At 44.3% G+C, this 21,997-nt stretch carries 14 protein-coding genes and 1 tRNA gene; 3 read left to right on the top strand and 12 right to left on the bottom strand.

Annotation, left to right across the window (positions count from 1 at the left end):
• Positions 1-9 precede the first annotated feature (9 nt).
• From E6Q52_RS10000 to E6Q52_RS09985, 4 genes are all read right to left on the bottom strand, one after another.
• The gene (locus E6Q52_RS10000; RefSeq protein WP_292821588.1) at positions 10-849 is read right to left on the bottom strand and encodes a symmetrical bis(5'-nucleosyl)-tetraphosphatase; all 840 of its coding nucleotides are present in this window, start codon (positions 847-849) and stop codon (positions 10-12) included.
• Positions 850-926: 77 nt separating this feature from the next.
• Positions 927-1,430 carry a c-type cytochrome gene (locus tag E6Q52_RS09995; protein WP_292821586.1) on the bottom strand — a complete coding sequence of 168 codons (504 nt, stop codon included), beginning with the start codon at positions 1,428-1,430 and terminating at the stop codon, positions 927-929.
• 150 nt (positions 1,431-1,580) lie between these two features.
• Positions 1,581-3,065, bottom strand: a complete 1,485-nt coding sequence (locus tag E6Q52_RS09990; protein ID WP_292821584.1) for a choice-of-anchor I family protein — start codon at positions 3,063-3,065, stop codon at positions 1,581-1,583.
• 105 nt (positions 3,066-3,170) lie between these two features.
• Positions 3,171-4,310: an NDP-sugar synthase gene (locus E6Q52_RS09985; RefSeq protein WP_292821582.1), complete on the bottom strand. Its 1,140-nt coding sequence runs from the start codon at positions 4,308-4,310 to the stop codon at positions 3,171-3,173.
• Positions 4,311-4,468: 158 nt separating this feature from the next.
• Between E6Q52_RS09985 and E6Q52_RS09980 the strand changes: the two genes are divergently transcribed.
• A tRNA-Arg gene (locus E6Q52_RS09980) sits at positions 4,469-4,545 on the top strand.
• 329 nt (positions 4,546-4,874) lie between these two features.
• The gene (locus E6Q52_RS09975; protein ID WP_292821580.1) at positions 4,875-6,524 is read left to right on the top strand and encodes a YecA family protein; all 1,650 of its coding nucleotides are present in this window, start codon (positions 4,875-4,877) and stop codon (positions 6,522-6,524) included.
• Between the two features lie 205 nt (positions 6,525-6,729).
• Here E6Q52_RS09975 and E6Q52_RS09970 read toward each other — a convergent pair whose 3' ends face one another.
• Together E6Q52_RS09970 and E6Q52_RS09965 are read right to left on the bottom strand one after the other, a co-directional pair.
• The gene (locus E6Q52_RS09970) at positions 6,730-8,373 is read right to left on the bottom strand and encodes a recombinase family protein (RefSeq protein WP_292821578.1); all 1,644 of its coding nucleotides are present in this window, start codon (positions 8,371-8,373) and stop codon (positions 6,730-6,732) included.
• A gap of 161 nt (positions 8,374-8,534) precedes the next feature.
• Entirely contained in the window at positions 8,535-9,293 is a 759-nt protein-coding gene (locus tag E6Q52_RS09965) for a hypothetical protein (RefSeq protein ID WP_292821576.1), read from the bottom strand.
• A gap of 1,912 nt (positions 9,294-11,205) precedes the next feature.
• On the opposite strand from E6Q52_RS09965, the gene E6Q52_RS09960 reads away from it, so the two are divergent.
• Entirely contained in the window at positions 11,206-12,000 is a 795-nt protein-coding gene (locus E6Q52_RS09960; protein ID WP_292821574.1) for a hypothetical protein, read from the top strand.
• Here the strand turns inward: E6Q52_RS09960 and brxL are convergent.
• The 6 genes from brxL to E6Q52_RS09930 all read right to left on the bottom strand — a co-directional run bounded on the left by brxL (position 11,997) and on the right by E6Q52_RS09930 (position 21,935).
• Positions 11,997-14,033 (bottom strand): protease Lon-related BREX system protein BrxL, encoded by a 2,037-nt coding sequence (gene brxL, locus E6Q52_RS09955; protein WP_292821572.1) that lies wholly within the window; start codon positions 14,031-14,033, stop codon positions 11,997-11,999. The two genes, E6Q52_RS09960 and brxL, sit on opposite strands and share 4 nt — an antisense overlap.
• Positions 14,034-14,038: 5 nt before the next feature.
• A complete protein-coding gene (gene pglZ, locus E6Q52_RS09950) occupies positions 14,039-16,651 on the bottom strand; it encodes a BREX-1 system phosphatase PglZ type A (protein WP_292821570.1) in 2,613 nt (870 codons plus the stop codon).
• Between the two features lie 9 nt (positions 16,652-16,660).
• A complete protein-coding gene (locus E6Q52_RS09945; protein WP_292821568.1) occupies positions 16,661-17,257 on the bottom strand; it encodes a Fic family protein in 597 nt (198 codons plus the stop codon).
• Positions 17,258-17,488: 231 nt separating this feature from the next.
• The gene (locus E6Q52_RS09940; protein WP_292821566.1) at positions 17,489-18,877 is read right to left on the bottom strand and encodes a DUF2130 domain-containing protein; all 1,389 of its coding nucleotides are present in this window, start codon (positions 18,875-18,877) and stop codon (positions 17,489-17,491) included.
• Positions 18,877-20,760, bottom strand: a complete 1,884-nt coding sequence (locus E6Q52_RS09935; RefSeq protein WP_292821564.1) for an ATP-dependent endonuclease — start codon at positions 20,758-20,760, stop codon at positions 18,877-18,879. Before E6Q52_RS09935 ends, E6Q52_RS09940 begins: the two co-directional genes overlap by 1 nt.
• A gap of 17 nt (positions 20,761-20,777) precedes the next feature.
• Positions 20,778-21,935: an SH3 domain-containing protein gene (locus E6Q52_RS09930; protein ID WP_292821562.1), complete on the bottom strand. Its 1,158-nt coding sequence runs from the start codon at positions 21,933-21,935 to the stop codon at positions 20,778-20,780.
• Positions 21,936-21,997 lie beyond the last annotated feature (62 nt).

Genomic DNA, 21,997 nt, shown 5'->3' with positions numbered 1-21,997 from the left:
ACGCGCCGACTATTCGCCAACCGCCCCTGCTGGCCGGTCACGTGGATCTAGTGGCACTTGCGTCACGTCACCGCTGTCCAGCGCATAGGCTGACAATTGCCGCCCCCATAAACATCCAGTATCCAAGGCGATCACGCCGTCACCCTGATACAAACCGAGTGCGGACCAATGCCCGAACAAAATAGTTTGCGTGGCTTGTGCAGATTGCCGTGTCGCGACCTTGAACCAAGGCTGATAACCCGCTGGAATATCCTGCACCTCACCTTTAAAGGCAAATTCCATCGCCCCCGTGTCATCCAGCAAGCGCATGCGCGTGAGGGCATTGGTGATCGCGCGCAGGCGGTCTATACCGGTCAGGCGATCATCCCAGGCGGCAGGCTGATTGCCATACATCTGCTGCAAAAAACTTAAATAATCGGCTGATTGCAACACCGCCTCGACCTCGGCTGCCAGTGCCCTGGCCTGCGGCAAGGTCCATTGTGGATACAGCCCGGCATGCAGCATGGCAAAATCGTCTTCCAGCACCATCAGTGGTTGCTGGCGTAACCAGGTGAGCAACGGGCTGCCATCTTCCACCGCAAACAATGCGGTCAGCGTGTCAAAGCGATGCGGCGGCCGGATGTCATGCGCCACCGCAATCGCATGCAGATCATGATTACCTAGCACCACTCGCACATGGTCGCGATGCGTATACACCCAACGCAACACCTCGAGCGAACCCGTGCCGCGGTTAATCAAATCCCCGACCAGCCACAGACTGTCACGTCCAGGCTGAAAATCCAGCTGGTCTAGTAAATGTAGCAGGGAGTGGTAGCAGCCCTGAATATCTCCAATTGCATATCTCGCCATGGCGTCAACTTTGCAAACAATTCATTCACCAATAAAAAAGCCGCTTGAATCAAGCGGCTTCGGTCAGTTATACCTTCTTATTTTTTCAAGCTGGCAGCATCAAATTTTGCGCCCGCCTGATTTGCCATATAAGCCACGGCATCGGCTACTTCGTGATCGCTCAACTCAGCGTTACCACCACGGGCTGGCATACTGCGGATACCTTCGATCGCATGTTTGACCAGTGTTTCATAGCCTTGTGCAAGACGTGGGCCCCAGTCACCAGCGTTACCAATTTTTGGCGCACCCAACGCACCCACGCCGTGACAGGCGATACAAACCCCTTTCACGATCTCTTCACCACTTTTTTCAACATGCGCGCCTGAAGCCTCAGCGACTTCAATGGTCGCCACTGGTTTGATATTGGCCACCACTTTTTGTTCGACGGCGTCTGTTTCTTCTTTGGAAGGCGCTGCTTTTTCGCTACCAAACACGCCAAACAGGTAAGCCAGCAGCGAGACCAGCAAAGTGAAACCGATAATGGCACCTGGAATCGCAATAATTAACTCTTTAATGCTTGAACCTTGTTTGTAATCCGACATATCCGTATCCCGTTGCGTTAGAAAAAATATCCACGCGATTATAACGCAGAACGACACGACAGGAAACGCGCGTGCGGGCTTTTGCATGCGGCACATAGCAAACAGCCGGGCATGTGTCCGTGCCCGGCTGTTTATTCACACAATGCCCGATTACTTCTGACGACGGCGCATCGCTGCCATGGCCACCAGACCCAAGCCCAGCATCGCCGCAGAGCCAGGCTCAGGTACGGCGCTGATGCGGAATAATGACGTAGTGTTAGAGCTCTCGTTGGCAAACGCCAGGAAGATAGCGCCGTCTTTTTCAAACGCGACCAGGCCTTCTGGCGCCAAATCACCCTCAGACACGATCATATCGATAAAGCTGACCTTGGTCGGGTCTGTGATATCAAACAGGGCAATCGCACCTTTCAGGGTTCTTTCCAGGCCAACCGCTGCAATCGTGCGACCACCGAGCGTGAACAGGTCTACGCCTTCTGGCTCTACGCCTTTATCACGGCTACGGCCATCATCGTAAATGCCACGTGCAAACGCTTCTTTATCGAGGATGTCGCCACTGTCATACACCAGGTTGCCATCGGCATCACGGATGCTGAAAGAACGAGCACCGGCAGCATATAGATCGCCTGGGGAGGAATCCGTATTTGAGACACGGATATTGGCCAGATCGCCAGTCGCTCCCAATGAGCTGGCCGCAGAACGGTCACCGTCATCTTCACGGAAATCGCCTTCGTTGGCGGTCACCAGATAGGTTTTGCCAGCGACGTCATAAGCGGCGATACCGTCTGGCATATACAACCCTTTGACGTTGGCGCTGATAAAGTTAACGCTACCATTGTTTAACGGATCAATACTGTTACCCGGCAAACTGAAATCTTTCACGCCCAGGCCCACCACTTTGGTGAAAGCCTGCGTATTCAGGTCAAGAATACCAATCGCGTTGGCTTCTTGCAGCGTCACATAAGCTTTGCTGCCATCGGCACTCACGGCGATATATTCAGGCTCGAAATCCATACCAGTGCTGGTGCGGATATGACTACCGGAAGTTGGCACACCTGCCAACGTGGCAGTCGCGGCGACAGTGCGATTAGTCACATTGATAATCGTCACACTACCAACCGGGTCATTGGTTGCCGGGTTGTACACGCGCGGCACGCTGCTGCCTTTGCGCGTGCCGTACACATCCGGCGTGCCTTCGTTAGCCACCAGAATCTTGCTGCCGTCCGGAGTAAAGGTCAGCATGTCTGGCAATGCACCCACGGTAAAGGTGTTGGTGCCTGCAGCCAGGCTTCTGCTAGACGTATCATACAACTGCACGATACCGGCGTTGGTGCGCGCGGTGTTTTCAATTGCAAACGCTGCCATGCCATTGCTGATGCTCACGCTGTTGATGTTGCCATAAGCGCTGGTATCAATACGTTGCAGTAAGCTGCCAGTCGTGGCATTCAATACATCCACGCCTTTGACACCCGCCACCCACAAGGTGTTGGTCGCTGCATCAAAAGCCGGGATTTCAGACAAATAGCCACCACCGGTATGCGAAAATGTCCATTCTTTGCTAATTTGGTACGTGGTTGCCGCTTGTGCCATGCTCATGCTACCGAGCACCAGGCCGATCATTAAAGTCATTTTTTTCATGTGTTTAGCCTCTCCTCAAAACAACAAAGAGCATAGCCAGCAAACATGACAAATCCTTGACGTCCACGTGTCAAAAAAATGGCAGCGGACTAGGTTAAATGCTATTTAAAGACGGGCATAAGCATAGTTTTGTGGATAAACTACTTTCTCGCGCGCATCGGTCCAGATAATGTCGCAACTCTCATCATCCATATGCATCATGCGGCCATTGCGGTCCACACAATATTCACCACACACAATACGATCTTCAATCGCATAGCCCTGGGCAATGCGCGTATAGTCAAACAAAATCGAACGTATCACCATGCTATCACGCTGAATATGGCAACCAGCGTTGATCCAGGTTGGGCCGATAATGCGCGTATTTTTATCAATGCGCGAACCGGAGCCGATATACACCGGCCCCTCAATCTGCGTGTGCTCCCAGTCAATATGCACATTCAGCCCCACCCACACACCAGGTTTCACTTGCTTGCCGGGGATAGGCATAGACGGGAAAAATCCCTGCATCATCTGCTGCATCACCAGCCAGTAATCACTCACCACGCCAATATCAATCCAGTTAAACGGATGCTGAATCGCATAAAACGGCAAGCCGCGCTGCACTAACAATGGGAACAAATCCGAGCCAATATCAAACTCACTACCAGAAGGGATCAGATCCAGCACCTCGGGTTCAAAAATATAAATGCCCGTGCTGGCCCAGTTAGAGCGCGCCTCTAACTGGCTGGGCTTCTCCTGAAACGAAATAATGCGCCCCTCATGATTGGTCACCACCACGCCATAGCCAGAGACCTTGTCCATCGGCACCTGCATGGTCACCAGACTCGCCAACGCGCCCTTTTCCTTGTGCTCTTTCACCGCGCGCGTAATGTCGAGGTCAATAATCGCATCGCCGCACAGCACAATGGTCGTGTCGTCAAAAAAGCCACTAAAGTCCTGAATCTTGCGCATGCCGCCAGCCGAGCCCACCGCGTGCGGCACAATTTTACCCTCGACAATATCGCCCTCAAACGAGTAGCCGATATTCACCCCAAACCGATGGCCATCCTCAAAGTAATCCTGAATTTTCTGATGTAGATAGCTCACATTGACCATAATATCCGCCACGCCATGCATGGCCAGATGCTCAATCAGATACGCCATCACCGGCTTACCCAGCACCGGAATCATTGGCTTAGGTAATTCATAAGTCAGCGGACGAACACGGGTACCCTTACCCGCGGCCAGAATCATGGCTTTCATATTGCAATACCCTTAAATAACTTAACGTTTATCGGCTAAGCATAGCCACGCACTATGACAACATTATTTCAGCAGCGTAGTTGCCAGGTGGACAAGAAGAGAAAATAGCCTGCACGCGCGCCAAGCCAGCGCGACTTATTTGCTATAATGGCAGGATTGCGCCCGTAGCTCAGCTGGATAGAGTATTGGTTTCCGAAGCCAAGGGTCGTGGGTTCGACTCCCGCCGGGCGCACCATACAAATCAAAGACTTAGCTATACTGGTGCTATAAAACTCCATGTAACTGGTGCTATAATGGTGCTAAAAACCGGTTAAATCCGGACAATTCCTAGCACCATCCCTCTTCAATTCGTAGCCGAATTCCTTATTTTCCTCATAGAAAGAGATTGATAATTTCGCTCGTGATGGACTCATACTCCATGGGTCGTCGTTTTAGATTTGGACAAACATTTCAAATAAATGAGTGCATTAATTTAATTTCAGAACACCTACAGAGCTAAGGGCGCCAAGAACTGGATTATTATTTAGCAGGATTCAAGCATTCATTCTATTTAAGAGCTAATAATTGAATATAAAAATTGGCAGAAATCAGCTATGCCCCTGTGGTAGCGGTGAAAAATACAAACGCTGCCATGGTTCTTTATCTACACCCACTCCCCCAAAACTTTCGCCGGAGAAAGTAAAAGCGATTATTGACGCACGTGAGGCTTACTTGAAAACCTATGCTGCCCAGAAACTACAAAGGCAAAAGCAACAAGGACTAGGAAGAGAGATAATTTCAACCGAGGCCTCTGGTACAAGGTTTGTAGCTGTTAATAATAAGATAGCTTATGGGAAGAACTGGAAAACATTCACAGATTTTCTTTTCGACTACATTAGAGATATCGTTGGCAAAGAGTGGGGGCAAAATGAGATAGATAACAAGTCTGACGAAGAGCGGCATACTTTAATATCTTGGTATCAGAAGCTTTGTCTTTTACAACAGTCCTATTCGGAAGAACCTGGGAAAATTTACTCAATGCCTTTGGTCGGCGTCGTCTCTGCATACCTTGGCCTGTCATACGATTTATATTGCCTAGAGCATAATGGAGCGATGCAACAAGCTTTACTTGAGCGCCTAAAAAATCCTGATGAGAATTTTTATGGGGTTCGCTATGAAATAACTGTTGCAGCGATTATGATTCGCGCAGGGTTTGAATTAGAGTTTGAAGACGAAACCGATAGAAGAACAAGTCACTGCGAATTTACGGCCACATCTAGCAAAACCGGTAAATCATTTTCCGTAGAATGCAAACGATTAGAGTCTTCTCAAGACGATGGAATAGTCAACCTCAAAGCGCTAGGCAAAAGATTCTCAGGCGCATTAAAAAAGCATGCCGACCATCTCCGAATTGTTTTTATCGATTTAAATTTTCCATATGACCCAAAGGTCAACTTTGAATATCCCAAAGCCATGGACTTGGCAATTGACCATATCCGTAAGTTTGAATTCAATACTGCTAACGGGGGAAATTTACCTCCTGCATTTGTGTTTTTAACAAATGCTCCATTTACTCATCATTTATACGATGAGGGAATAGCATATGCGGTAATTACTGATGGCTTCAAAATACCTGAATACAAAACAAATAAACCCTACCACTCATTAAGAGAAGCAATCAATGACAGGGAAAAATTTTCTGATATTCACCACCTCTTAGAATCAATAGAAAAGTATAAGACGATACCTACTACTTTTGACGGAGAACTTCCAGAGTTTTCACTCGACCCTGAATTACAGAAAAATCGTTTGATTATTGGAAATAAATATTTAGTGCCTGACGACTCTGGAAAAGATGTTGAAGCAGTACTCATCCAAGGTGTGGTTATGGAGCATACGAGTGAGGCTTTTTGCTATTATCAAACTCAAAAGGGTTCCAAGATACTTGCTAAGTGCCCTCTATCCACTGAAGAAATAGTAGCTTACAGACGAAGTCCTGAAACATTCTTTGGAGTAATTGATGGCCATAGAAAAGAGGCGCATACAGCGTTAGAGTTATACGATTTTTTGTATGAAGTCTACAAGAAAACTTCAAAAGAAATTCTATTAAATTTCTTCAAAGACAGTCCTGATTATTTGGAATTGAGTCAACTATCTCAAGATAACTTAGCTAGTATTTATGCTGAACGTTGCGCGTATAGTGCCTTCAGCCAAAACGAAAAGATAAATAAATAATGGGAATTTCTGACCATTGAATATGGCTGTAGGTCTTTGCAAAACTGGCGCTATGGTGGTGCTATCTTTTGAGTTTGGTGCTCTGGTGGTGCTATAAAATTGCCCGAATTTTCACTATTTTTGTCCGGTTAAATCCAGTAGAAAGTGCGCGGCAAGCCCCGTATTTACTAGGTTTCCACTTTAAAAATAAGTACTAACTTATTACTCAATTGGTGCTTTCCGAAGCCAAGGGTCGTGAGTTCGAATCTCGCCGGGCGCACCAATCAGGGATAGAAGTGGGCACTTGTTTTATGTGCCCATTTTTTATTGTTGCAATCTCATTAGCAACTATGAGATTACTTAAACCACCCTTAACGACTATCTCCCCATTCGTAACTTTTACCTCACTTACAAGTAGGTGCAAGTAATTACGTGCTATTTCTTGATCGTCACCTAATAGCTTTGCCCTTAGCAGATTACTCATCTTCTCAATTTGGCTAGCGCGTAAGGGCTCAAAACTTATTGCAGGCTTATGTTTAAGATTTGCTTGTTCAATCAACAACGCTTCTCTGGAGATTTTGATTTGCTGCATCCGTTTCTGAGTCAGTTCATCCAGCTCAACGACACCTGACTCAATCGCATCCAAGAGCCTGTGCTGGCGCTCGTCTAATTGATCCAACTGTCGTTGAACCATATTATTTTGTTGATCAGTATTTTCAATTTTTGCTTGCTGGCTCCTTCTAAAACTGCTCATTAGCTCTTGCATGCGTTCGACAGAAAATGCTTTATCAGCCAACTGGTTAAGAATGAGTTGGTCTAGCTTCTCCATGGGCAGATTTTTGCTATCACACATATCGTTACCTTTATTCCTTCGACGTGTACACTTGTAATAACGATATTTCCCTCCTTTTCCTGTAGCCAGGGTGAGGGCATTTCCACAACCTCCACACTTCAATAATCCAGTCATTAAACATGGAGAACTGACTGCACGTGGATTGGAGTTTTTTGGTGCTCGTGATTCACGCTTTAGGCGCACTTGTTCAAACTCATGTGGATTGATAACTTGAGGAATCTCGGTCTTCACCCACTCGGAAGGAGGTCGCTTTTCTCTAGTTTTTGAATTAATTACATTAAAGTAATACTCACCCATATATAAAGTATCAGACAATATCTTGTGCACTTTCTGCATACCAAAAAGTTTGCCGCGCATATTCAAGCCTGCTGAGTTCAAATGAATTGCAATCTCTTTCACTCCCATGCTTTTGCCATGATTTCCCTTTAGATACAGTTGATAGATCTTTTTAACTACATCGGCCTCTGCTTCATTAATCGAAAGCTTTTTCTTTTTGCGGCCACGACTACCTTGCACATCAGTTGCACTAACCATGTATCCGTAGGGAGGTTTTGAACCATTAAAGTAACCCTGACGAGCATTTTCTCGCATTGCACGAGAAGTATGTTTGGATGTTTCGCGAGATTGATGCTCATCAAATAACGTGATGATTCGACGCATCATTTCACCACCAGCATCATCGCTGGTTGGTTGAGTGATAGAGATAACTTTCACCTTGTTCTTTGCGAGTTTTCTCTCATACACTCCGAATTCAATACCATCGCGAAAAAATCGAGATAGACTATGAATGACAATGGCATCAAATGGGTTGGGCTTCACAAGCGCAGCCGCAATCATGCTTTGAAATTCAGGGCGCTTATCATCAGTGGCAGATGCTCCTGGTTCCACAAACTCCAACACTGTAATATGTCCGTTCGCTTTGGCCCAATCGCGCATCTGACGTAACTGATCAGGTATGGACAAATCGTTTTCAGCTTGGCGAGTTGTGGAAACCCGTGCGTAAATAGCTACTTTCATATTGCCCCTTTATAACTAATCATCTTTTTTAGATTCGATATTCCGATTCCATACATAAAAGTATCTCTTCGATCCAATGTTCCAAGAGCTCAATTTCTTCCTGACTTACCGTTGCAAAAGCTCCAGGTTTAAAAACAACTGAGAACTGTTCATTTTGTAAACTAGACATGGTTTTTAGCCTCGTCTAATTTCTGTTGGTGAGCCTGAGCAAGAAGACTTAACCGAATGCCGTCATCACGAAGTCTGCGTACATATCGTAAAACCTCCAACGGTTTAGGAGCGTTCTTAATTCCCGCTCGTTTTACCTCAGCGCAGTACAAGGCAACTAATTTACCAACTTGGCTTCTGACACCACCAAATCCAGGTAATGAATATAATTCACGAATGAGACTAATGAGCCTTGACGGGCAACCTGATCGCACGTCTTCGATAATGCGGCATCTGAAGCTCTCGTATGCTCCTGCAGATAAGCGCCAAGTCAATCGCGTTTGATTTGAACGCTCCTTAAAATTCGCAGGCTTGCATTTCGTCGGTTTTAAATGCGGTAACTGGACCAGCTCGTACCCTTCAAACCTCAATGCACTCAAGGACTTCTCTACATCGATTAGTTTTTCAGAAGTATGGGCAAAATGAGCACCTAAATCCGGTGCATTTACCAATAACCACCAATAAACTTTGTCTCGCCTACTTAGGCAAAGCCACTTGGCATTGCCTAAGCCATTTCTTTTGCGGCGAGCGCGAAGATTCTTATCGGCGAAGACTTGATACTGAATATCAAATTTTGTGGCAAGGCGAAGGGCCCTGTGTGCGGAAACTTCCCCATTAACAACATGTGTATAACCATGTTGGACGGAATCAAGTAACCGCTGGAGAATCAACTCTAGCCTGGTAAATACTATTGGATTTGCAGTACTTCTCATTTATCGTCTCTTCAAAGACGATGAGCAAACCGATGCAGCTCATCAGATTTGATGAGTTAGGAGTCGATAGCTTACATTACCGAAAAATCCACATATTGTCAAATAGTTGTTTTAAAACAATGACTTGATTTGAATAATACAAATCAAGTTTTTACTTGATCGTGTATTTGGAATTCTTGCAGACGTACCGAAGGTACGGTTAGCTAGGGGTCGATAACCGATGCGAAAAAGGATGGCAGAGATGTCATCCTTTAACTTTTTTAATCCCTGATTTGTTGAAGTATTCAGAATCATGGATTAGGATTTTAAGAAGGAATTCCCGGGTGATTACTCACCCGGGAATGACAAGATAAAATCTTGTTACAACAGTTTTGGCCCGAAGGCCTGCAGATATACTACGCTATGCAATTTACTCACACACTCTTCAATTAGACAGAATGTGGCTCCCGGTAACGCTGGAGTCTCGATTCAATTAAACATTGATTGCTAATAGTTTTCCCTGCAAAAAAACTCACAGTCGGCTTGCCATCGCCGCAACTAACTCATCTTAAAAGATAAGCAGGCGTTAGTTATAAACCCTTAAAACTGCTTAAGGTACTTTATCGCGTATCGATATCAATCGCTGCCAGGCGATCCTCACCAGCCGACCAAGGCCGGTGAGTCATTTCGATATGCCTCCCTGCCAAGGGAATCACACTTTTTTAACTGCTAGAGACTTTCGCTTGACGTACAAAACAGCCTGTCTGCACTATCGAGTCCTCCTGTCATGTTCTAGGATACATCGTCCTGACATGCCTACTCATCTCATCTCCCTCTCCATAAACTTATTCGCATAAGACCAGTTCTATCAGTGCTGCCACGCACTACTGTTGGAGATTCCCGACTTAGCTTGAATAACATTGTGTTTAGCGCATTGGCTCATTTTTTTTGATATTCTAAGAGATCATCTCTTCTACCCACCTCGCGGACTTCAGCAAGGTCAGATTATCAGGACGGCAAGATTCCAAAACCCGTTCCCTACTCCAAAAAAAACTCATCACCACAGGCTTACCTTCACAAAGTGAAGACATACGCACCTTTCAGCCTACTCACCTATAAGGCTTTCGTCACACACCCATAGACTCTTCTTGAGAGCCGTTTCTACCTTAAGCTATACATATACCCAAAATGCTTGCGCAAATTGGGCAAGTGCTTCCGATCTCTCTCAGCACCCTGCGACGTTACCGTCACCTCATAAGCCCAGCAGTGGTCAACTTTGCCTACCCTCGCGGGCAGTCTCAGCGGTGGGATTGCTTACCCACTTTATTCAAACAGGGTTTCCGGTTTCAGCCATTCAAGACTTCCCCCATTGGCCCGTTTCGTCGTCGCCCAATCATTTCATTCAATCTCAGATTGGAGTCGAAAGGAGGAATTTCACCCCCCAGCGCTCCGGTGTAGCCGCACCAGCCCAACTACGGGCATGCGGCTTCAGCAGTTATGTACTTTTGGCAAAAGTACGAGAGCCTTCCGGCTCAAGTGTGATGCATATCGGGGTGGCAACCCGATAAATATCTTCGGGTGGCTTCCCAGCGATACTTTTAATTATCGGATTTCCTAACGCTTTATTTACAAATTGGAATCTTTATTTATTAGGTATCCCACACCCAGGTGTGGGATGCTCTCTAAGCCTTTTAAAACCTATATCTTGCTTTATTACAGATTATTCACCCCAATTTTTCTTTTGCTAAATCAACTACCCTCATCCGTGCAACAATTCTCTGCACAAGACCAACAAAGCCTCGACTCTTTGATATCGGAGTGAAAATCCAAGTTTTTAAAGACGAGAAAATCCTTGGTATGTTTCGATTTTTAATTATTTCAAAACTTAATCCGATAATCATAATTACAAAATTTAATTAGATTAAGGACAAGCATGCAACAGTTAAATTTATTCGAAAATATAGTGGTTAATGAGCAGATCAACTTTGATGTATCAATTCTAGATGATTTCAGGACCTCACAAAAATATTCGAGAAAAGATGCAGAGCTCAACATCTTAGAATGGCTTTCAGAGTGGGGACTTTCCACCTCGAGGATTTTGATATTTAGAGGAAATACCAATAAATATCACCTAGATAGACTTTGCAAAAATCAGTTGCTAAGCAAAAGAGAAATAGCTTATGGATATCCTAAGTACTTTTACAGTCTTGACGTTGAGGGTGAATATAAGTTGGCTGAAAAATTTGGGAATATCGAAGGTTCATTTCGGCATTTAGCCTGGATCAATTCGGAAACAATCAAACGTTGTTTAATGATTCAACGATTGACACTTCAAAACCTTGACCGGATTAGCTCTTTTGTAACTCCAAAACACTACTTTTCGGAGGGCTTAAAACAACCTGATTGCATTTGGATTGCTCAAAATCAGAGAATCGGAATTGCACTGGAATTGGAGACTAGAGGCTTGTGGGATTTCGACGATTTCATACTAATGATCTTCAAATGTTTAGAAGGTGATCACAATAATATTTTTAAATTAGATCGTTTCATCATATTCTCTACAGAAAAGTGGCTCGTTGAGAATTATCGGCACGCTTTTCAAAGGAAAAGTGAGCGATTTTTAAACATATGGGGACACAACGAAAAAGGTAAATGGGGCGTGATAAGTCAAGTCAAAATACCCTTTGAGATTTTGTCTAAAGTCTCGATTGAACATTTAGTGCTTTAGTCCCCCCCAATCGCCTTAAAAGCAGCATCCACTGGGTCTGAGTAAAAGCTGATCTGGAATTTAGCAAACAACTCTGCTGGCACAGACGGAATATCTATAGCACTAGACATCGGAAGCAACACTCTCTTAGCACCAGCATCAAAAGCAACCTGCAAAGTCTCTGCAAGCCCTCTTGTTTGGGTAATGGTACCGCCCAAACTCATATCGCCAGTAATCACCATTTGACTCTGCAGCGGCTTGCTCAGGGCTGCAGAGCATAAGGAGATAAAAGTAGAAAGCGTTGTGGCATCAGGTGAGCCTTGATTCTGCAGATCCACCAATTGCAGATGAAAGTCTGCCTCAGTTACTTTGATTGATCCACTCACACGATGTGCGTTAGCTTTAAAGTAATCAAATGCAATCTTAGCCGACTCTTTAGAGCCATTGCCGGAGACAGAAAACTTGCCGTTGCCAGAAATCGTTTGCATCTCAAATCTATACACACCAGGTATGCCATTAGAACCCATGCATACCGTGTACAAAAATCCTGGGCTAGGTTTACCTTCGGGAATTAACGAACCTCCGCCTTGCTCTGGCACAGAGATAAATCGCTCCTGCCCCTCCTCCAGGTCGATGTAACTGAAATGCACATCATAGAATTCCATGCCACCGATTTTTTTAAGCTGCTCCTTTACACGACGCCTTGTCTCAAGCGCATATTCCAAACACTGCCTAACGAGTTCTTTATCATACTCACCATCTGGACGGATGAGCTTTAAGAGTCCAGATACCGTTTTACGCACAGCAATGGTGTCTCGCTGATTTAGGTGGTTACCCAGTCTGAACCATTTATCAATAGCATCCGCAAAACTGTACTTACGCATTTCGCGTAACCACTCAGCCAGATAGTCTACAATCATGCCGTATTGATTCGTGAAAAACTCTGGCCGCATTTTTGGAATTTCCCAGCCAGGAAGATATGCGTGAAAGCGATCAAAGAAAGCTGAATCAATCATTTCCTGTGGAAATGGTGAGAGTAAATGGCTGGTTTTCACCAAGTGTTCAATACTGTGGTTAATGTTTCCAACAAACACCATGGATGCGCTGGCGTTAATCGAGTCACGGCCACGTGAGAAAGAGCCACTGGCCATGTAATCTTTCATGATTTGAATGCCGTCTTGCTCTTTAAAATCAATCCCGGCAACTTCATCAAAAGCCACCACATCCCATAACCCAACCAATCCCACTTTTTTGGAGGACATGTTATAGAACAAGTTAGCCACAGTCGTCTGCCCGCCTGAAACGAGAATACTATTCGGGCTGATTTCCTTGTAGATATGGCTTTTGCCCGTGCCCCTTGGGCCGAGTTCACACATGTTGTAGTTATTCTCAACCAAGGGCACCATGCGAGAGAGTAAATGCCATTTAACGCGTTGGTCCAAAGCACTAGGCTCCATACCAGTAGAACGGATCAATGCATCAATCCAATCGGTATCTGCGAATTTCTTTCTCGCAGCAAACAAATCTTGCAAGTCCAGATTCGGCATCTGAATTGGCTTTAACTCCACGACATTAAATGGAGATGTTTTCTGATTTTCTTCAAAGTAGTACTTGATGGTGACAATGGCCCATACTCCACCAACCAAAAGCTTTTCATAATCACGCACAAATTGTGTCGCAATTTCAGCATTCTTAACGCCAAGGTTTGAAAGTATCGCTTCATAGCAGTCACGCTTTTCATTTAACTTGACGGTGACTTTATCAATGACTTTGAAGCTACCACTTTCGCGTATCTTAGATTTAACCTTTTCAGCTTCATCAGGCCGCACATAATTCTCAGACAAGATATGCTTAACGGTTTGCAGACCCTTATCAATAGTCAGTTGATCATCTGAGGCACAGTACATTCCAAGCAGATACTCCAACACATAGACCGGGACATTAGCCCCCTCTTTAATCAGCTTGGTGAGATCCTTGCGGACAACTTTTCCAGCGAAATGTGTTGTCAGTTGTTGGTCAAGACCAGCTTGTGCTTCAAATGTGTTTTCAGTCATATATTTTAGAAATCGTTACTAAACGACAAGTCAATTTTTATCGGTTGCCGAATAACTTCCATGTCTGAGACTATGTCCTTGGCCACAAAGTAGTACATTTTTGTCCGGTCATAGTCCCCAGCTTTCAAAGTAATTAGCGTAGAAACTTTTAAGTCATCCAACATGCTACCTGATTTGTCGAAGGTGATGGTTTGCTCATCCGAAATAGGCTGATGGCCATCTTGAATCGACAATTTAAGCGTGCGAGGAAGTACATAATCTGAAACAGATTCAGTTTGCATCAAATCAAAGCGTTGCATATTGGTGACCACTTTGAGCACTTGGCCTAATAACTGTACATCTACAGATTTTGTTTTCGCCCGCTCAGACTCTTTTTGCTTAACGGTAATCACGGGCACCACAATTTCTTGAGGCATCGCACTTCCGTGAACAAATCTAGCACCTCCAGTAAAATGAAATCTTGATCCGCCCTTAGGCAACCAAAAATCAAGACTACCTTCCCCTTCAACCGTATTGCCAGTGATTGCAGTGTTTCCGCACCACGCTTGTAGTGATGGTCCAATATCAGATCCCAACAGATATCGCTTTTTGGTAACACACGCCTGTTGAGGCTTTTCAATCAGCTGTGACTTATCTGCAGTCTCAAGCGCTGACTCTTGGTACATAAAACCATGATCAGCAGTCACAAATACGGTCGATGCTGCCAAGTTATTAAACAAAAAGCCAACAACTTTCGACAGCTCCGCAATGCTCTGGTCAACGGCTTCAAACGTCTTTGTTTCAGTGACTTGTTTATCGCCAATGGCATCCACTCTGTCGTGATAGATGTAAACCAGTTCAAACGGTTTTACAAATTCTCTTGCACCATCCTTACCCATATTGAGCAATTCGTCGTACTTTACGGCAGTGCCATTAAATTTGGCCAAAACCTGTCCACGCTGCTCCAGTCCAGAAGTTGATAACTCATCTGCTAAAACTGAAACAGACTGACCCACTTTGTATTTGAGTTTCTCATGGGGTAACAATGCAGCTATCCCTAGGCTGGTATAGCTGGGCAAAACCCCCAGCATGGCATCCAGTTGCGTCTGAAATTTGTTACGGTAACTCAGTGATTGAGCAAGCTCTTGCGAAGCTTCAAATCGAAAAGCATCCGAAATTAACACAAACACACGTTTGGTTTGACCACTGAATAATGGCTTAACGTAGTCTTTATAAAAGCGATACTGATTTAACCATCCATCAGCACGCCAATTTTTCAACAGACCATGCTCACCCTCAAGCAACTTTGACCATGCGGATGACAGCTGCGGAATAAACCAACCCGAATAAGCATCCTCAATCTTGTCTACTAAATCCTTGAGCAATTTCCAACCCAGATGCTCCACTTGTTCAGAAGAAAAATGGAACTGACGGTAAGACTGATCGAATTGATAAAGTGCATTTTTATAGGCATTCAAACCAGCAGACGCATCATTAAAGCTAAAGCCAGAGGCGTATTCAGCCTTGAGGCTAAAAAATCGAATGGCGGCTTCTAAGGCACGATAACTGGCCGCATAGGCCTTTAAAATATCTGAATCATTGAGTAGCGTGGAATTCGCCCAAAAGCCATCTTTTCTTAGATTAATGATTTCTAGCGCACCAGCATCCATTTGCTCGCTCAATACAACAGATTTAATACGGCCAAGAATTTCGCGCTCCACCTCCTCAAAGGTTTGCACAGGTAATAAGTCTTCTGTAGAAAGTGTATGCAGATTATTTTGCATATCGAGCTCTTCGCCTAACTGGCGAGAGATGGCAATATACCCCCCAATCAAGCGCACATCATTACGCCAGCGCGATAAAAAGACCTTTGCATTCGCCCTGGAGGCAATATCGGTCAACACAAAATGTGAAATTCTCTGAGGTACGGAGGTTGGATCTTTCAAGCTAGTTGCGAAATCCGTTACCCACAACTTTAGTATCAAATTTTTGATCGTAGGCGCTTCTGATTGATAGCCAAAATGCTCGTTCATTAGCAGCCAAAAAGCTCCCTCCATCTGATAATTTTCAATATCAGACCATACTTTTGAGGCTTGATTAAAATTAACCTCATCCTCTTGCAGCAATGACAAAATGACCTGATTCAGAATGGCAAACGCGTCCAACTGCTCGGAGCGCGTCAAAATGGAAAGGATCTTTAAATCAAGTAGCTCAGCTGTATCGCCATGTTCAACAATCCGCTTCAGTTTCTCTACCCTGTCTTTGGCTGCTAAGTACTTAGCGCGTTTTTTTAGGTATGGGCGTAATGTATGTGAGGATAATCCCAGCTCATCCAATTGAATTTGGGTTGCATCTGCAGAAAAGCTCTTGCCCTTTAGGCGATAGGAAAGCAGCCAATCAAACTTACGCTCAGGCTCGGGGTTGTTTGAGTAGAAAAGAAAACGAGTTGAAGCATCTGATTGCGCGATTTCAAGCTTAATTGCCAAAGCAGCCGAGTTATCCGTCATCACCAGTCGTACACCCTCTAAAGCAAGACTAGAAATACACTCCAGATACTCTTTCTCGGTGTCATACCAAAATAAAAATCGCTCTTTGGTAAGTTGTGACTGAATAGAGTCAATTATTTTCTGATTAAGCATTTATTCTAATTATTCAGATTCAATTTTCGATGTGATGTTTAGCAATATCCGTTTCAATGGCGCTTCATCCCCATGAAAACTAATAATCATTGCTTCCAGATACTCAACCAGGTCCATCAGTGAGTAATCAATAAAGTAGCCTACACTCTCTGCAAGCTGGGCACAAAATAAACGATTAATACGCCCATTTCCTTCCCTAAATGGATGTACCGCATTCATTTCAGACATAAGATGCGTCAAGACATCAATAAACGACTCGGGTCTGAGCGATTTAAGCGATGCCACGTTTGCCACAGTAGCAAGCTCTTTGTTTAAGTGAGACTCAATAAATTGAACGTTGGCAAAACGACTGTTGCCTTTAGAAATATCGACTGTTCTGATTTTGCCAGCCCAGTCATATAAATCCTGAAACACGCATTGATGCAAATGACATAAGTGCTGTAAATCAAAGTTACCGGTATAAGGTTTCTCAGCCACCTCAACCAAGCGAATAGCAGTCAAATCAGCTTCAACGGTATCCAACTGCGCTTGATTATCTATGCCCAGCTTATTGATTAAAACTGATGTGCCTGGATAACAAAAATCATCTGCTTCGTAACGAGACATTTTTAGCCAGTACATCGTCGATAAGCAATTGCGTGGAGCCTCCATGATTAACACAGGCATTCAACGCGGTCACAATAGACGGATTCGGTTGGAGTTTCTCAATCTTGAGTGAAGCCACCACAGACCCAACCATCTTTTGCTTGACCTGATTTTTAGTCACCGTCTTCATCTCAAACTCCTCTAACAACAAATGGCATTTCAAGTATGCACTTTTATCATTCTACTCAAACATCAGCCTTTAAGCTCATCAAATTTTGCCGCCATGGTCGGATTACCTTTGGTCAGTTTCTTGATAGTTACGTCTTGTGCCTTATCGTTGGCCAAGCGCAAGTTATTGCTGGTACTTAGCAACGCATCTTTGGTTTTTTGTAGGTGGTTAATCGATTTGTCTATCTCATCAATCGCAGTCTGAAACTGTCGTGAAGCCAAGTCATAGTTTCTGCCAAACCGCTCTTTAAAGCTTTCCAACTCATTTTCAAAGTGGGTAATGTCGATATTCTGCGCTTTCACCAAAGCCAGCTCAGTTTTGTATTTCATCGAGTTCAAGGCTGCATTACGCAACAAAGTAATCATGGTGATAAAAAACTGCGGTCTGATCACATACATCTTGGGGTATCTGTAAGAAACATCCACAATCCCAGTGTTATAAAACTCGTTATCTGCTTCAAGCAGGCTGACGAGCACCGCATACTCGCAACCCTTTTCGTTGCGATCTTTATCCAGTTCTTTCAAAAAGTCTTCGTTACGGCTTTTGGAGGCAGTGGTGTCATTCTCGTTTTTCATCTCAAACATAATCGAGACAGTCTCAGTGCCACCATCGTCCAGATCACGGAAGATAAAGTCGCCCTTACTGCCCGAGCGTGCATCGTTATCTTTTTCAAAATACGCTTTGGGGAAAGCCGTGGCGCGGATGCGGTTAAACTCGTTTTCGCAGTGTTGCTCTAGTGTTTCGCCGATCATCTTGGTAGAGAGCTTGGCTTTCAAGTCTTTCAAACGCTCAATTGTATCTTCACGGTCTTTAATCTGCGTTTCATATTTATCCTTCAACGCACTCTCAGCCAGCTGTTTTTCAAGCGCGGCACTTACCAAACTGGCTTTCAGAGCATCGCGCTCTTTTTCGACTTGGCTCACCGCCTGGTTAACTGCCAAAGTCTTTTCAGTTTCAATGGCTTCTAATCTTGATTTTAAACTTTGTATTTCACTGTCTTTGGCAGATGCTGTTTTTTGCAGCTCGTTCTGTAGTTTTGCTTCTACCAAATTAGCTATGGATGCCACCTCTTGCTTGGCTTGCGTCAGTTGGTTCGCCAACGCATCACGTTCTTTTTCCACTGCGCTCAATGCCTGCGTCACAGCCAATTGCCGAGCTACAGCCTCAGACTCCAGCTTGGCTTTTAGCTCCTGAATCACAGCATCCTTGGCCGACGCGGCTTGCTGCAACTCACTTGTCGCTTTAGTTCTGGCAAGCTCAATCGCGTTTTGCTTTTCTTTCTCAGCGAGCGCAAGGCGTTCATGCAGCTGGTGCTCAAAATCGCTATCGCGCACTTGTTTGAGAATATCAGCATAACCAGTCTCATCAATTTTGAAGGCTTTATTGCAATGTGGACAGATGATTTCGTGCATTACTTTATACCCTTTGCCTTATCAAGTATTTGTAAAAACATTTGTGGTACTGTCCCACCTGCTTTTAATGTAGCACTTCTGTAAAGAAGTTGATTCTTTCTTAGGGAGAATCCGGTTTCATTTTCAATCTCCGAACAAGCCGCACTCCACTCAGGCCAGATATGATTTATTGAAGACTCAAGTTGGTCATCAAGAACAGCAAACTCTTCCATAACTTTTGAATTTGGAAAATCCTCTTCTACTTGGCCAAAATATTTCAGTACTTTGCGGTTAGATGAAACATGACCGCGCCTTTCTTCCTCAATCTTCTCAGCGGATTTTCCATTTGAATTTGCACGAGCCTCAAAGCCCGAGTCCGAATCAAAAAGTGTATAAACTGAAATGCCAATCGAGGAAAGAATCGCGTGATATAGAGGTATTAAAGATTTACCACCAACAGGCACAATTGAAATACCCAGAGACTCCAAGTGACCGACAGATAATTTGTCACCAATCCCATAAAAAACTGACGCTTCTGTAGTACCTTCGACTAATAAAACACGGTTAGAAAAAAGTGCTTCTGCCAACTCTCCAGAAGCCGCCGCATCTAGACAGCTATCAACTTTATCTGAGTTTATAATTCCTGTGAGCTTTCCTTTAACGATCGAATTAGTAGCAAAGCTAACGGTAACATCAGTTATCTCACCAACAACTCTGTTTAAACGCCTTACCTGATCAAAATGCTTAGCCTCAATAAAATATGGGCTATGAGTTGCATAGGTCACTTGAATTCTCTTTGACTCATCCTCAGCAAGCGATCTTAATATCTTCGCAAACGCCTGTGCTTGAATTGGATGTTGGAAAAGCTCTGGTTCCTCGATTGCCAGGAATATCACGCCTTCGGTCTCAGCTGCAGTTGATTGCGCTAAAAGTTGAAGCGCCGAAATCAATAATGTTCTTTGAAAACCATGCCCCTGACGATCAACAGCAGTCGCAGTATCTCCATCCAAAATTCCGACATTAAACGAAGTTTTTGCCGCTTTTAATTCAATCTCAGCGGGTTCAACAGTAACTTTGCGACCGGGTGAATAGATTGAAATTACATCATTTAATTGATTTGTTAAACCATCAAGTTGAGCCTTAAAAGTGTCTTCATAAACCCGTTGCTGCTTTAATTTTGATTCAGCCACAATTTCAGCAATTTGTGCATCTGCAGCAGACCTATTTATTGACCTTTCAATTATTTTTCCTATGATGCTTGATTTACCATCCTGTGACTCTTCGCTTGCTCTAAGGTCAGCAGTGACAAGAACAAAATCGAAAAGACCACTCATCTTGCCACCACTATTAAATCCAAAGAAATTTGTCTCTAATACGTCAGGCGCATCAACAAGTTGCTCAATATGCTCAGCTTCCCATGAAGTCATGGCTTGTGCAGCAGCATCTTGGTTTGTCCATGCAGCCAACCCAAGCGATGGATCAGCTGTGCGAAGTTCGTTGTAAGCAGTTTTTTTATCTCCCGCCGAACCTTTAGAACGGATTTCATTAAATGGTGGGTAACTCTTAGCATTTGCAGACAGTACTTCTGAGCCAGAAACATCACGATATTTCCATGCTGAAAATGTTCCAACGCCATCGGGCACATACTTTCCAAGTGCCTCTTTATCTTTTAGAGTAAGTTCATTAAAAGTAACGCCGACTTCAATGTCTTCATCGATTGCTCCAAAAGAACAATCTTTCTCAGTTAGTGAACCTGGCTTGCCATTGAAGAACCAATCAAGCGCACGTAACACTGTAGATTTACCAGCCCCATTAGGCCCTATGAATGTTGTAACTTTATCAAATGGTATTGTTACATCCTTTAATGTACGGAAGTTTTGGATTCGAACCGACTTTATCTTCAAATTCTTTACTCCCTAAATCAATCTTGTCTGTATGGAGTATTTTTTGCTACACGCAAAAAATATTTCTTCAAAGTCCAACCAGTTTGGTATTCTTGGTGAAGCCAGTGGTAATACTCAATTTCTATCCATTTACCATCTTCCGATATAGGGCGCACCACTTCATTTGGAAGAAGCTTCCCAAGAATCTTTGCTCCGTTCATGGGCTTGGAACGGACCACGGCTACTCGTTCTTTCACAACAAATCGCTGCTCTTGTCGGCTGGCCTCTTGTACCAACGCCTTCTCCACCAATTTAGTGAGCGCCTCGATCATCTTTCGCTGATGCTCGATTGCTTCAGCCTGAGTTTCGAGTTTTGTATCAGTGGATTTTTGCCATTGCGCTGAAGAGTACTCTTGGTAGATTGGAACTAGAAATGTCAAAATAAAACCCAAGAGGGCCATTAGGTCGAGTGTTTTGCGGCTAAGGCCAATTCCTTGATCTTCTTGCTCAATTAGCTGAGAATTGATTGAGCCATCAGGATTAATGCCTAAAGCGGCAAGCTGAGACAGTATGCCCTCCGAACCCATGAGCTTTGCAAGAGTAGCCGCTGAAGCGAAGTCCATTACAGGTAAGGATAACTTGCCAACCTGATCTTGTAATGCCTTCAATGGACTTATGGTTTCTATCAACGCAGATGGTAAAGCCCAATGCCTATTTGACTCCTCATACCGTTTCATCATTTGCTGCAAGGTTGAACTAAGTGAAGGCTCAGCCAGCAACTTCCTGGCATGTTCTATAGAGCTATCAAAACTCATATTTAAGCTTTGCAGATAGACACTAGAAAAAGGCTGGTCTATGAGTTTTCTCAATTGCTCAGCAGCTGCAAAAGGTCGAGAGAGTTCTGCAATCTGCTGGAGAGACCTGTCACCTAAAAAGCCACTTCGAATGTTTGCCAAAGGTTCAAGCATCCTTCGTAAACTATCTTCTTGGGCTTTCTGCATGTCATAGATTTGCTTCGACATTTGAGCCGCTGTTGTGTCTAGACTCACCAATTTTTTAATTTGTTCTGCCAAGCTCTGTGACTCAGTTATAGTCTTTATCCAAGTGGTTCTCTCTAGCTCCATTTTCGTGAGCGCGTTTACCATATCGCGGCTACTTAAAATACTTTGGTTATTGGCTAATTCCCTTGGGGTCATAGATTGACTCCATTTTTTTCTGACGCTAAAAATTGACTCTCAAGAACATGACGTAAAACTAG

Source organism: Methylophilus sp. (genome assembly GCF_008015755.1).
In the GTDB taxonomy this organism is placed as follows: Bacteria; Pseudomonadota; Gammaproteobacteria; order Burkholderiales; family Methylophilaceae; genus Methylophilus.
The sequence above is the reverse complement of the archived record's forward strand: the minus strand, read 5'-3'. Positions and strand labels throughout refer to the sequence as shown.